The 13,154-nt window shown below is 33.0% G+C and carries 15 protein-coding genes; 10 read left to right on the forward strand and 5 right to left on the reverse strand.

Features of this window, described 5'->3' with window-relative positions:
- Positions 1-18: 18 nt before the first annotated feature.
- Positions 19-585, reverse strand: a complete 567-nt coding sequence (locus ACYVEC_RS06475; RefSeq protein ID WP_063221947.1) for a DUF5823 family protein — start codon at positions 583-585, stop codon at positions 19-21.
- A gap of 364 nt (positions 586-949) precedes the next feature.
- Here ACYVEC_RS06475 and ACYVEC_RS06480 point away from each other — a divergent pair, with 364 nt between their 5' ends.
- Both ACYVEC_RS06480 and ACYVEC_RS06485 read left to right on the forward strand, forming a co-directional pair.
- Positions 950-2,149, forward strand: coding sequence for a multidrug effflux MFS transporter (locus ACYVEC_RS06480; RefSeq protein ID WP_063221946.1), 1,200 nt, complete (start codon positions 950-952; stop codon positions 2,147-2,149).
- Positions 2,150-2,729: 580 nt separating this feature from the next.
- Positions 2,730-4,121 carry an amino acid permease gene (locus ACYVEC_RS06485; protein ID WP_063221945.1) on the forward strand — a complete coding sequence of 464 codons (1,392 nt, stop codon included), beginning with the start codon at positions 2,730-2,732 and terminating at the stop codon, positions 4,119-4,121.
- 48 nt (positions 4,122-4,169) lie between these two features.
- On the opposite strand, the gene ACYVEC_RS06490 is transcribed toward ACYVEC_RS06485, so the two are convergent.
- Positions 4,170-5,189 carry a zinc-binding alcohol dehydrogenase family protein gene (locus ACYVEC_RS06490; protein ID WP_063221944.1) on the reverse strand — a complete coding sequence of 340 codons (1,020 nt, stop codon included), beginning with the start codon at positions 5,187-5,189 and terminating at the stop codon, positions 4,170-4,172.
- A 307-nt stretch (positions 5,190-5,496) separates the two neighbouring features.
- Between ACYVEC_RS06490 and ACYVEC_RS06495 the strand changes: the two genes are divergently transcribed.
- The 4 genes from ACYVEC_RS06495 to aiiA all read left to right on the forward strand — a co-directional run bounded on the left by ACYVEC_RS06495 (position 5,497) and on the right by aiiA (position 8,327).
- On the forward strand, positions 5,497-5,826 hold the full coding sequence (locus ACYVEC_RS06495) for a PadR family transcriptional regulator (protein WP_063221943.1): 330 nt from the start codon (positions 5,497-5,499) through the stop codon (positions 5,824-5,826).
- Positions 5,813-6,376, forward strand: a complete 564-nt coding sequence (locus ACYVEC_RS06500; protein WP_460505950.1) for an HAAS signaling domain-containing protein — start codon at positions 5,813-5,815, stop codon at positions 6,374-6,376. Before ACYVEC_RS06495 ends, ACYVEC_RS06500 begins: the two co-directional genes overlap by 14 nt.
- Positions 6,366-7,229, forward strand: coding sequence for a DUF4097 family beta strand repeat-containing protein (locus ACYVEC_RS06505; RefSeq protein ID WP_275719518.1), 864 nt, complete (start codon positions 6,366-6,368; stop codon positions 7,227-7,229). The genes ACYVEC_RS06500 and ACYVEC_RS06505 overlap by 11 nt, the downstream gene beginning before the upstream one ends.
- A gap of 345 nt (positions 7,230-7,574) precedes the next feature.
- Positions 7,575-8,327, forward strand: coding sequence for a quorum-quenching N-acyl homoserine lactonase AiiA (gene aiiA, locus ACYVEC_RS06510; protein WP_063221940.1), 753 nt, complete (start codon positions 7,575-7,577; stop codon positions 8,325-8,327).
- Between the two features lie 40 nt (positions 8,328-8,367).
- Here aiiA and ACYVEC_RS06515 read toward each other — a convergent pair whose 3' ends face one another.
- From ACYVEC_RS06515 to ACYVEC_RS06525, 3 genes are all read right to left on the reverse strand, one after another.
- Positions 8,368-8,862 (reverse strand): hypothetical protein, encoded by a 495-nt coding sequence (locus ACYVEC_RS06515; protein WP_142332879.1) that lies wholly within the window; start codon positions 8,860-8,862, stop codon positions 8,368-8,370.
- Between the two features lie 89 nt (positions 8,863-8,951).
- Positions 8,952-9,416, reverse strand: coding sequence for a DMT family transporter (locus ACYVEC_RS06520; protein ID WP_063221938.1), 465 nt, complete (start codon positions 9,414-9,416; stop codon positions 8,952-8,954).
- Positions 9,417-9,429: 13 nt separating this feature from the next.
- Entirely contained in the window at positions 9,430-9,876 is a 447-nt protein-coding gene (locus tag ACYVEC_RS06525) for a DMT family transporter (protein ID WP_063221937.1), read from the reverse strand.
- A 108-nt stretch (positions 9,877-9,984) separates the two neighbouring features.
- Between ACYVEC_RS06525 and yeiL the strand changes: the two genes are divergently transcribed.
- From yeiL to ACYVEC_RS06545, 4 genes are all read left to right on the forward strand, one after another.
- Positions 9,985-10,677, forward strand: coding sequence for a transcriptional regulator YeiL (gene yeiL, locus ACYVEC_RS06530; RefSeq protein ID WP_063221936.1), 693 nt, complete (start codon positions 9,985-9,987; stop codon positions 10,675-10,677).
- Between the two features lie 21 nt (positions 10,678-10,698).
- Positions 10,699-11,430, forward strand: coding sequence for a metallophosphoesterase family protein (locus ACYVEC_RS06535; protein ID WP_063221935.1), 732 nt, complete (start codon positions 10,699-10,701; stop codon positions 11,428-11,430).
- Between the two features lie 138 nt (positions 11,431-11,568).
- Complete coding sequence (locus ACYVEC_RS06540; protein WP_063221934.1) at positions 11,569-12,612, forward strand: flavin-containing monooxygenase; 1,044 nt, start codon at positions 11,569-11,571, stop codon at positions 12,610-12,612.
- A 264-nt stretch (positions 12,613-12,876) separates the two neighbouring features.
- Complete coding sequence (locus tag ACYVEC_RS06545; RefSeq protein ID WP_063221984.1) at positions 12,877-13,125, forward strand: hypothetical protein; 249 nt, start codon at positions 12,877-12,879, stop codon at positions 13,123-13,125.
- The last annotated feature ends 29 nt before the right edge of the window (positions 13,126-13,154 follow it).

The following is a 13,154-nucleotide window of genomic DNA, read 5'->3' on the forward strand; positions in this document are numbered from 1 at the left end:
TTTTATATAAATGAGAAGCTATAAATTTTCCGTTTCTTTTTCATCTGCATACTTTTCCTCTAAAGAAATTAATAGAGTAATTAACCCAATTACTACGATAATTAATGTAATTATAAAAGATTTAGAAAGAGAGAAAGGACCTTCAATTAAAAGTGGTAAAAACTTGAATGAAAGTATACTAGCTATTAAGGAAATTACTAAAATACTAAAAAGGGATATATTTTTATTTTTTATAGATGTTTGTAGAAAATCTTTAATAAAGCCTGTAGCGACAAATATAGTTAGTATGATAAGAGAAATAAAATAATGTGTTACATTTGTCATACTAATAGTAGGATCGTCTATTATGTAGGCAAGTAATTTAGATAATAATATACCACCAAACAATAGAATGATAAAAGCGAGTAATTCTGTTGATATATAAGTGCTGAAACTATCTTTCTTTTTAAAGAGCTTGTAGCTTAGAGTAGCCTGGATCATTTGAATGACAAATAAAGCGATAATCCATACATAATATACAATTGGTAATTCTCCTGAGAATAGAGAGATTAGGAAGTTTATTACTGTCCTTAAAATTTCAATCATTACGAAATTCCTCCTGTTTGTAAGCTTTACGATATTAAAATATGGTAGTCTATCGTTTGATAATTAGATCTGTTAATTCGAACTATTTCTAATTATTCCATAAAAAGGAAGTGGTATCAAGTTATCCTTTTAAGAATTCCTCTAAGGTCTAGCACTAGAAAAAGAAACACAATATGTAATATAATTGAAAAAGTATATTTTAAAATCAATGTTAATATTACCCTCCTATAAGTATTAACATACGTAATCGAGGTGTTTTTTTTGTTGTTTTATGATCGAATTTCTATAATGGCCCCTCCTGTTCCGTAGCTAAGGAAAGTCTTTTTATTTCTGAGATTTTCAAAGTTATAGGAGGGTATGAAAAATGAAAAAAGTCTCAGTACCATCACTTTTGTTAATGATTATTCTTGTCGCGTTTCCGCAAATTAGTGAAACGATATATACACCGTCTTTACCTGACATTTCAAAGGCGTTACATGTAAGTAATAATGAGGTGCAGTTCACGCTAAGTGTGTATTTCGCTGGATTTGCTTTAGGTGTATTTTTTATTGGATGGTTATCAGACATAATTGGTCGTCGCCCGGCGATGTTATTTGGAATTGTCGTATATGGTGTAGGTAGTTTCTTATGCTTTATTGCAAATTCCATTGAAGTTTTATTGGTAAGTCGTTTTATTCAAGCGTTTGGAGCAAGTGCAGGATCAGTTGTAACGCAAACGATTCTTCGTGAAAGTGTAGAAGGGCATAAGAGGCATGTTATGTTTGCTCAAATCTCGGCAGTCATTGCTTTTACACCAGCGATAGGACCGTTAATTGGTGGCTTTCTTGATCAAATGTTTGGATTTAAAATAGTATTTTTAAGTTTAGTAGTTATGAGTATCGGGATTTTTCTGTATACGTTTGTTTCTCTTCCCGAAACAAAAACGGACTCAGTGACGAATAAAATAAATGTCTATTCAGTATGGAAAAGGTTAATTACAAATCCGAAAGTAGTAACATATGGGCTATTAATTGGGGGAGCAAATGGTGTTTTATTTAGCTATTATGCAGAAGCGCCGTTTATCTTTATTGAATACTTTCAGTTATCGCCTAGTATGTATGGATTTTTAGGGATTGTTGTTGCGTCTGCTTCTATTATTGGGGCGAAAGTTTCAAAACGTTTACTTGCTACTTATAAACTAGAGAAAATTATATATATTGGTTGTCTTGTAATGACAGGGGGAGCTATTCTTTTATCTGTTATTACGTTTGTTGGATCAAATCCAAATGTAATATATATGATAGTATTTTTAATAGCGATGTTTATATTGCTATTAGGAATTGGAGTAGCGTTACCTAATTGTTTAAGTTTAGCGTTAGTAGATTTTCAAGATGTTATTGGTACTGCGGGAGCATTGTTTAGCTTGGGGTACTATGTAATTGTAACGATGACAATATGGGGAATGAGTCAGCTGCATACAGGATCGTTACTGGTGATGCCACTTTATTTTCTAGCTATAGTAGTTATCATGATGGTGTTTACTAAAGTGTTTATTTTAGGTAAACGAACTTCAAAAACGATTTAAATATGAAATGGTAAAAGAGTCTCATTAAAAAATGAGACTCTTTTATATTTTATCCCGCTGTTTTGAGGTAGTAAGATTCCTGCTTCAAAATGGGGCTGGAGTAAAGAAGTTAGTAGTTTATTAATATATTAAATTTCTGATTGGTATATGAATGGGACGAGTGGGAATTTACGTTATCAACTATAAAGATTGAAGTACATGCGGTCTGAAACCGAGGAAGAAATGCTCTCGTCGATTATTTATATTGTAATAATATTCATGACGGAATCATATTGAATAGATGTATTTTATTGTTAATTTAGTTAAAAATTGATCAGACTTATGTATAATAATTTATCGAAAAAATAATTGAATTTTTCAGATTAATGAATTAATATAAGGTAAGTAATTTTAAGATTTATAGAATGTTGGAAGATGAAAGGTTTTGAGAATTTTATAAGAAGCAGAAAAACGATTTTAGGATAGCTTTAAAGCTAGTGTAAAATGACGTTTGCTTCATCATTTTCAGGGCCGAAAGGAATTAGGGGAAAGCATCTTGTTTTAAAATGCGGCTATGAATCATCTAAGAGGGGGAAGTGAAGTGGCAAACAAAGAATTGAAAAGAGGTTTAGAAGCACGTCATATTCAAATGATTGCTTTAGGCGGAACAATTGGTGTTGGTTTGTTTATGGGGTCAGCCAGCACGATTAAATGGACAGGTCCGTCAGTTATGCTTGCGTATGCAATTGCAGGTATTTTTATCTTCTTCATCATGCGTGCCATGGGAGAAATGTTGTATATGGAGCCAAGTACAGGTTCATTTGCGACATTCGGTCATAAGTATATGCATCCGCTAGCTGGTTATATGACAGCGTGGAGTAACTGGTTCCAGTGGGTCATCGTTGGGATGTCAGAGATTATCGCGGTTGGAGCGTATATGCAATATTGGTTCCCGGATTTACCAGCTTGGATACCAGGTGTAATCGCAATGGTTATTCTTGGCGCAGCTAACTTAATTTCTGTTAAGTCATTTGGTGAATTTGAATTTTGGTTTGCGATGATTAAAATCGTTACGATTCTATTAATGATTATTGCGGGATTTGGACTTATTTTCTTTGGAATTGGTAACGGCGGAGAAGCGATTGGCATATCGAATCTTTGGTCAAATGGCGGTTTCTTTACAGGTGGTTTTTCTGGATTCTTCTTTGCATTATCACTTGTAGTTGGAGCGTATCAAGGTGTGGAATTAATCGGTATTACTGCTGGTGAAGCGAAGGATCCGAAGAAGACACTTACAAGAGCGATTCAAAGTACAATTTGGCGTATTTTAATTTTCTATATTGGTGCTATTTTCGTTATTGTAACTGTGTATCCGTGGGATCAATTAAGTACAATTGGTAGCCCGTTCGTAGCGACTTTTGCGAAAGTTGGTATTACGGCTGCGGCTGGACTTATTAACTTCGTTGTTATTACAGCAGCAATGTCTGGTTGTAATAGTGGTATTTATAGTGCTGGACGTATGCTGTATACGTTAGGTGTAAATGGACAAGCACCGAAATATTTCACGAAACTTTCTGGAAATGGTGTGCCTTTATTCGGTACAGTTGGCGTAATTATCGGATTAGCGGTCGGTGTAGTTCTAAGTTATATTGCACCAAAAAACTTATTCGTATATGTATATAGTGCGAGTGTACTTCCTGGTATGGTACCATGGTTTGTCATTTTAATTAGTCAAATTAATTTTAGAAAAGAAAAGGGAGCAGAGATGAAAGATCATCCGTTCAAAATGCCATTTGCTCCTGTTACAAACTATTTGACGATTGCCTTTTTAATTATGGTATTAATCGGAATGTGGTTTAACGATGATACTCGTATTTCATTAGTTGTAGGTATTATTTTCTTAGCTATCGTTACAATTAGTTTCTATGCTTTCGGAATAGGGAAGCGTGCTCCGTTAGACATACAAAAAGATAATGAAATTTCAAGTAAATAAAGATAGTGAAAAGTCCGATTTCTTATTTAGAAATCGGACTTTTTGTTATTAAAATTTCTCTAAAACAATTTTCCCAATGGTGCGCCCACTTTCAAGTAGTGTATGTGCTTTCTTTACGTTTTCAGCGTTAATTGGTGTTATTGTTTCGTTTAAAGTAGTTTTTAAAATGCCTTCATCTAGTAGTTCGCTTACCTTATTTAATAATTCGTGCTGTGTAATCATATCGCCAGTTTCATACATCGCTTTTGTGAACATAAACTCCCAAACGAGTGTAGCACTTTTACTTTTTAAAATACCCATCTCAAGAGGGTGTTCATTTTCTACGATAGAGCAAATTTTCCCTTGTGGTTTAATGAGGTCACATATTGCTCGCCAATGCTGATCTGTATTATTTAAGCAGAAAATATAATCTACATCTTTTAGCCCAAACTCTACTATTTGTTCTTGTAAAGGTTGGTGATGGTTAATGATATAATCGGCACCGAATTTTTCAACCCAGTGTATCGTTTCATTGCGGGATGCAGTTGCGATTACATTCAATCCAGCCCATTTCGCAAGTTGAATGGCAATTGAACCGACACCACCAGCTCCGCCTATAATTAAAATGTTTTTAAATGTATTTGTATCTTTCTTATTATAATCAATGCCTAAACGTTCGAATAAACCTTCCCAAGCCGTAATAGCTGTTAAAGGAATTGCTGCAGATTCAGCATCATTTAACGTTTTTGGTTTTTTACCAACAATTCTTTCATCAACTAAATGGTATTCACTATATGTACCTTGTCTCGTAATACTACCGGCGTAAAACACTTCGTCGCCTTCTTTAAATAATGTACAACCTTCGCCAGTTTGCACAACAACACCACTCGCATCCCAGCCAAGTATTTTCGCTACCTCTTCTTTTTTATCTTTCGGAGAGCGAACTTTTGTATCAACTGGATTAACGGAAATAGCATTAACTTTTATGAGTAAATCTCTTCCGCTGGCAACAGGCTTTTCAATTTCCATATCAATTAAACTGTTTTCATCTTCAATAGGTAAGTATTCATGTAAACCAATTGCTTTCATTTGTATTCCCTCCATTAAAGTAAGAGTTTTTCTCTTTTATTATAGTAGGTAAAGTGTCATTATGTAAAAAAGTTAAGTCCTTTCCATTTTGTCAAAGGCCTGTTTCAGCCTCATATAGAACTTTGTAACTGGGGAGGACTAGTCATCGTTTGATTTTATAAGCATTGAATGAAAGGTATACTTATTTTTCCAGTGTACCTTGCAATGAACAATACCGAGTGTTATATTATACTTGTAGTTACTTATTATAAAACAGTACTGAATAATAAACAGTAGTGAATGTCAATTAGAATAGGGTGAATGAATATTGAATGTACAATTTAAAAAAGGAGTTTTAGAACTTTGTGTTCTTGTCTTACTGGATAAGCAAGACCGTTATGGATATGAATTAGTTAGAAATATTTCCAATCAAATTGAAATATCAGAAGGGTCTGTTTATCCTCTACTTCGTAGATTAACTAAAGAAGAATATTTTACAACGTATTTACAGGAGTCTTCAGAAGGGCCTTCAAGGAAGTATTATGCACTGACGGATAAAGGTAGAACGTATTTGTACCAACTATTGGAGGAATGGAATGAGTTCTCACAAGGTGTCAATCAATTAATAAAAGAAGGTGTACGTAATGACGAAAAATAAATTTTTACAACAATTAAATGCATCTCTAAAAAGATTATCTGAAAAAGAGCGTGCAGATATTTTAAAAGATTATGAAGAACATTTTACTTTCGGATTAGAGGAAGGAAAAAGTGAAGAAGAAATTGTAGCTTCATTAGGTTCTCCAGCTCAAATCGCCAAAGAGTTATTAGCAGATTATCATATTGAGAAAGTAACAACAAGTGCAACAACAGGAAATGTTTTTCGTGCAATTTGGGCAGTAATTGGATTAGGTTTTTTCAATTTGTTAATCGTACTTGGACCTGCAATTACATTAGCGGCATTGATTTTTTCAGGTTGGGTTCTAGGTATCTCATTTTTAGGTGCACCATTACTTGTTTTAGTTGATACTATTATACATCCAAATACATTCTTGTTATTTAATCTTTTCGTTTCTTTAGCACTTTGTGGACTTGGATATTTCATTGTTATTGCTATGTTATTTTTAACGAAGCTATCAACGAATGGATTTGTTCGTTATTTAAAGTTCAATATAGTACTAGTAAAAGGTGGTTTGAAGCATGATAAATAAAAAGAGTCTTTCAATCATTGCAGGTATTATTTTCATTATTGGCATTATCGGAAGTTTATTCACTTATCGTTCAATTGCTGCAGTACCAATTTCAGAAGAAAAGGTCATTAATAATAATGTGTCAAGCGTCATTATCGATACGAATAACGTTCGTGTTAACATCAATCCTACAACAGATAGTAACGTGAAGGTAAAATTAGATGGCGAGGTTAATCCAAACGTAAAAAAAACATTAGCTATGGATGAGAAAGATTCAACGCTTCTCATTTCTTATAAAGAAAAACAACAGAGCTGGTTCAATTTTAATATTTCTGAAGTATTGGCACCATTAACATTAAATGTGTATCTACCTGAAAAACAATATGATTCATTAAAAGTTTCTAATAGTAATGGTTTCGTTTCTATAAAAAAATTAAACACAACGTATTTGAATGCCAATACAAACAATGGACGTGTTGAATTAAAAGAAATCAATTCGCCAAAAATTATCGCGGAAACAAATAATGGAATTATGGGATTTAAAGATATAATAGCGCAAAATATTCATGTGAAGTCGAATAATGGGAGAATTATGCTAGAGCATGTTAAAGGTGAAATAGAGGGACAGTCTAAGAATGGAAGCCTTACCCTTAAAACAAATGAACTGGATCGAAATCTCAATTTCACGACTCACAATGGAAAAATCAATATTGAAACTGAAAAAGAACCAACAAATGTTCAATTTAATGTTTCTGTCCACAATGGCAGCGCGAATATCCTGGATAAATATAACGGAAATACGATTATTGGAAAGGGAGAAAATGTAATTAAATTAAACACACGTAACGGAAATATTACAGTGAAAAAACAATAGCATATTATCTTTTATAATCTCAGCTCGCCACACATAAAGAGCAATAATAAATAAAAAAAGAACCGACTCCTTTTCTCAACATGTAGGTAGTCGGTTTTTTTATATGTAACATTCGGTTAAGTGTGTATCCTTTGTATCCTTTGTATATTTCAAAATACAAACAGTTGTTTTATTACTCTCGATTCTTAGGAAAATAACGAATAGTAATTAACAATGTAAGAAGAATTTGTGAATGACTCAAAAATAATCGTTGAAACAATGAAAGAAGAGAAGGAGTTTTTTTCTAACAGGAGGAATTTTTTACTGTGTACTTTATCCCAAATTAAATGTAAAGGTGGATACATAATGACAGTAAAGAAGCTTTATTTCCTTCCAGCTGGTCGGTGTATGTTAGATCATTCTTCTGTGAATAGTACACTCACACCGGGAAATTTATTGAATTTACCTGTATGGTGTTATCTTTTAGAGACAGAAGAGGGACCTATTTTAGTAGATACAGGTATGCCAGAAAGTGCAGTTAATAATGAAAACTTGTTTGAAGGGACATTTGCAGAAGGGCAGATTTTACCGGAAATGACTGAAGAAGATAGAATCGTCAATATTTTAAAACGTGTAGGGTATAAGCCGGAAGACCTTCTATATATTATTAATTCTCACTTGCATTTTGATCATGCAGGAGGAAACGGTGCTTTTACAAATACACCAATCATTGTGCAACGAGCGGAATATGAGGCAGCACTTCATAGAGAAGAATATATGAAAGAATGTATATTAACGCATTTGAACTACAAAATTATTGAAGGGGATTATGAAGTTATACCAGGTGTTCGGTTATTGTATACACCTGGTCATTCTCCAGGGCATCAGTCATTATTAATTGAGACGGAAAAATCCGGTCCTGTATTATTAACGATTGATGCATCTTATACGAAAGAAAATTTTGAAGATGAAGTGCCGTTTGCGGGATTTGATTCGGAATTAGCTTTATCTTCAATTAAGCGTTTAAAAGAAGTTGAGATGAAAGAGAAGCCGATTGTTTTCTTTGGACATGATATAGAACAGGAAAAGGGATGTAAAGTGTTCCCGGAATATATATAGTGGAAAAAGTCATGAGCTTACGTGCTCATGACTTTTTCGTTTAAATAATTTTTTTAAATAAGTTATAAACTTTTTTTGAACTATCTTTATTCAATTGATAATACGTAAGGGTTATATCATCAGGAGTATCTTGCTGAGCAATCATCACTTCGTTACTGTCATGATCAACTACCCATATGAAATATTTTTTATAAGTCCCATCCTCGAAAGTAATCCACATATCACAATCTATTAAATCTGATCCTTCTTCATCTAATGTTAATTTTCCTTTTTTTGCGGTATCCATACTATTAATAAACGTTTTTAATTCATCTGTTTTTGTGAGGAAGACATCCTTTTTTGTTTTAAGTGACTCGACATGTATATCTTTGATTTCCTGCTTTCCTAAAAAGACAGGAGGCTCATTTGGATCTCTTTGCGTTGAAATGATAGTCACTTTCTTTTTCGGTTTGTTTGCAGTATAAAGATCTTGAATAGATTTTCCAGAGTTTACAAACCATACGATTCCACAAATAATCAATGTGCTACAAAGCAGTAAAATGATTTTCTTAATAGAATATTCTCCTCTCTATTACTTCGTATGAAGAGCTTTTCTATTAATATATGATAGGTAAGCGTAAAGTATTATAGTTGAACGTGGCTATTCTTAACAGTTTTAAGGGGACGATCAACGAGTAAATTGTAAGTAAGCCCGACTAATACGAAAACACCGCCGATAATCTTTCCAGTTGAGAGTTCATTTGTCAGGAAGAAATCAATGATAGTCCCTGCAAATAATTGTCCGATAAAGATGAGTAACGTTAAATAAAATGCTGATATTTTAGGAGTAATATAGTTCGATAATGAAATAACGATAACGCCTACTAATCCGCCTAAATATACAGCGATAGGTATGGATTGTAACGTATGCATTGGAATATATAATGAATCTGAACTAAAAATTAAAAATAACATAGAGAAAAATAAGCCAGTAATATAATTGAAAAAAGTTCCTTCCCAATTGCCAATTTTCTTTGCTAAATTCGCGTTAATAATTCTAGCAACAACGATAGAAACACCAGCTAAAATAGCGATCGTAATATATAACATTTTCTTGCCTCCATTAATAAATTGTCATGATTATAATTCCAGAAGAGATGAAACATAATCCAATTAGCTTTTTCTTTTCAAACTTTGCAACTTTCATTCCTAATAAGCCGAAATGATCAATAACGATGGAAGTGATGGATTGGCCGAGTAAACTTAATGCAATCGTAATAGAGGCACCAAGGACGGAGAAACTTATATTATTAAACAGAACAGTGAATACTCCAATCGCTCCAGCGCTATATAAAAAAAGTGGAATACTTTTATCAAAATGGATTTTATTTTTGTTTATGATTAAAACGAAAATAACTGCAATTAAACCGACAAGATGAATGACAACGCTTGCTGTATACTTGCCAATTAACTCAGATAAAATCCCATTCAATGGGAGCATAACGGCGATGAGCACACCAATAAAGACAGAAAGAAAGTTATACAATGTAATATCCCCTTTATATTTCATATTTGTAATGACTGTATCATGCTGAAATTGTGTATTACTATGACATATGTCATAGTGGAAGAAGAAAATTTTGATTACAATGGGGATGAGTTGTAAAGGTGGGGGATTATGAAGAAAGTATGTAATTCTATTAAATTAGCAGAGTATATGAAACAAAATAATATTGACTCCTTTTTTAGTAATGATATGAATCCGTATATGGAACTAATATTTTTTAAAAAGAATGAGTTTATTTGTAGAGAAAATGAAGAGATAGATTATTTATATTTTTTTGTTGAAGGAAAAGCGAAAGCGTTTAATACATTAAGTAACGGGAAATCTGTATTATTATGTTTTTATGACAGTTTGCAGTTACTTGGAGATGTGGAGTTAATTCATTCACAAAGGATCACTTCAAATGTACAAGTAATGGCAGATTCATATTGTGTTGCTTTACCATTAGGAAAAGTGAGAAACCAGCTATTTCACGATGCGAAATTTTTAAGATGTATTTGCGGATCGTTAGCACATAAATTAAACCGACTTTCAAAAAATAGTACAATTAATTTACTATATCCACTTGAAAATAGACTTGCGAGTTACATGTTAGCAGCAGGAGAACGAGCAGTACAGCACGGAAATAGAATTGTATTTAGTGGGAATTTAACGGAAACAGCGGAATTGTTAGGGACGAGTTATCGGCACTTATTACGTACATTAAATATTTTTTGTGATAAAGAGATTATAAAGAAAAACAATGGTTGCTTTGAAGTAGTGAATGTGGATGTTTTGAGGGAATTGGCGGCAGATGTTTATAAATAATATAGTAAAGTGGGGGTTTAGATGAAAATAGCTATAATTTCAGACATTCATGGGAACAGTCACGCATTAAAAGGGGTATTAGAAGATATTGAACGTCGCAAGGTCGAAATGATAATAAATTTAGGGGATAGTGTGTATGGGCCGTTAGATCCTTTAGGGGCAATGGAAATATTAATAAAGAACGAAATGATACATATTAAGGGAAACTGTGATCGCATGCTTTGGGAACCTATAGAAGAGCAGTCTGCTACACTAACTTTTGTCCAAAACCAATTAACAAAAAATCATATAGATTGGTTAAAGCGACATCCTTCTCAATTTATTGTAGACAATATTTTATGTTGTCATGGTACGCCAACTTCAGATGAGGTGTATTTACTAGAAGAGATGGACGAGAATGGTGCGATATTAAAGAATGAAAAAAATATAATGGATCAACTCCAAAATATTGAGCAAAAAATAATAGTATGCGGTCATACACATATTCCTAGAGTTGTTTATTTATCTAACGGAAAGGTTATTATAAATCCAGGGAGTGTAGGACTTCCAGCATACAAAGATGAGTTACCTGTTATGCATAAAATGGAATCAGGAACTCCGCATGCAAAATATGTAGTGATAGAAAAGGTTTTGGGAGAATGGATAATTGAACAAATTTCAGTTCCGTATAATTGGGAAGAAGCTGCTGGATTAGCTGTTCAACAGGAAAGGTATGACTGGGCACAAGCGCTAAAGACTGGGAAGGTAGAATGAAGGGGAGTTTACTTGATGGTAAACTGCTCTTTTTATTTTGAATACATATTGAATGATATAAAAATAAAATGTTATTATTATGGAAACGTATGAATACATGAACAAGTATTCATATGTTTAAGAGGAGGAGGGATTAGAGTGAAAGATCTAATTATTATTGGGGCGGGTCAAGCTGGATTAACAATGGGATACTACTTGAAGCAAGAAGGATATAATTTTTTACTACTCGAGGCAGGAAACCGAGTTGGTGATTCATGGAGAAATCGATATGATTCTTTGCAGCTTTTTACCCCAAGGTCTTACAGTAGCTTGCCAGGTATGGCGTTAATAGGGGAAAAAAATGAATTTCCATATAAAGATGAAATTGCAACTTATTTAGAAGAATATGCAAGGCACTTTCAATTACCAGTCCAATTGCAAACTGAAGTTTTTAAAATAAAGAAAGAAAAAGATATATTCGAATTACATACTCCTACAGAAATTTTACAATCAAAAAAGGTTGTTATCGCAACAGGTGGTTTTCAGCAACCGTACATCCCCTCATTTTCACAACATCTTTCATCGTATGTTTTTCAAATACATTCATCACAATATAAATCATCATCACAAATTCCTAAGGGGAAAGTACTAGTAGTAGGTGGCGGGAATTCAGGAATGCAAATTGCAGTAGAACTTGCACAAACTCATGAAGTTACAATGTCTATTAGTCATCCTTTAACGTTTTTACCGTTACATATTTTTAGAAAAAGCATTTTTAGTTGGTTAGAAAAATTGGGTTTATTGTACGCTGAAGTAAATACAAAGAGAGGAAAATGGTTTCAGAAGAGAAAAGATCCCATTTTTGGTTTTGAAGGTAAGGAACTCATTCGTAATGGAGCAATTAAACTAGAGGGAAAAGTGGTTAGTGCATCAGAAAATGGCATTATGTTTCAAAATGGTGGTACGTATAGCGGAGGAAGCATTATATGGTCAACTGGTTTTATTCAGAACTATAAATGGATTGAAATAGAAAAGGCAGTGAATGAGAAAGGATTTCCTAATCATGTAAGAGGTATAAGTCCAGTAAAAGGATTATATTATATCGGTTTGCCGTGGCAATCTCAAAGAGGCTCTGCACTTATTTGTGGTGTAGGAAAGGATGCAGCTTATTTACTTTCCGAAATCAAAAAAATAGATCAGTAGCAGCGACTACTGATCATCCATATGTACATGAATTAGGAGAGGTCAAACATTTATTAACTTTATTATAATTGATTTTCATAAGAATAAAAACTGAAAATTCTAATTTTATGTTGAGAAAGTTTTTTGTATCGAAATATATAAAAGAATAGGGATTTTTAGTAAAAGGAAATATGATATTTATATTTTAATAAATTGTGATATAGTTTATAAAGAGTAGATTACATAAAATATTATTTTATTACATATAAAGGGAGGTGGATGATTGTGAAGTTTGATGATCAACGCCTACTAGGAATCCGATTAGGTTCGATGCTCGTAACAGAGGAAAATCAATATTTAGTAATTAAGAAAAAAGATCATTATGCATTATTGAACATACATACTCTAGAATGCACTCATGTTGAAGTGCAGCTAGAACATATTGAAGAAATGTTGCGGGAAGATTTCCAAGAAAGTATAAAAGAAATTATTGCACCAGAACATATAAAAATTGTTGCGAAAAATGTTATATAGAGAAAGAAGCTGGAAGAACAGCTTCTTTC

This window comes from Bacillus sp. MN7755, from assembly GCF_054771475.1.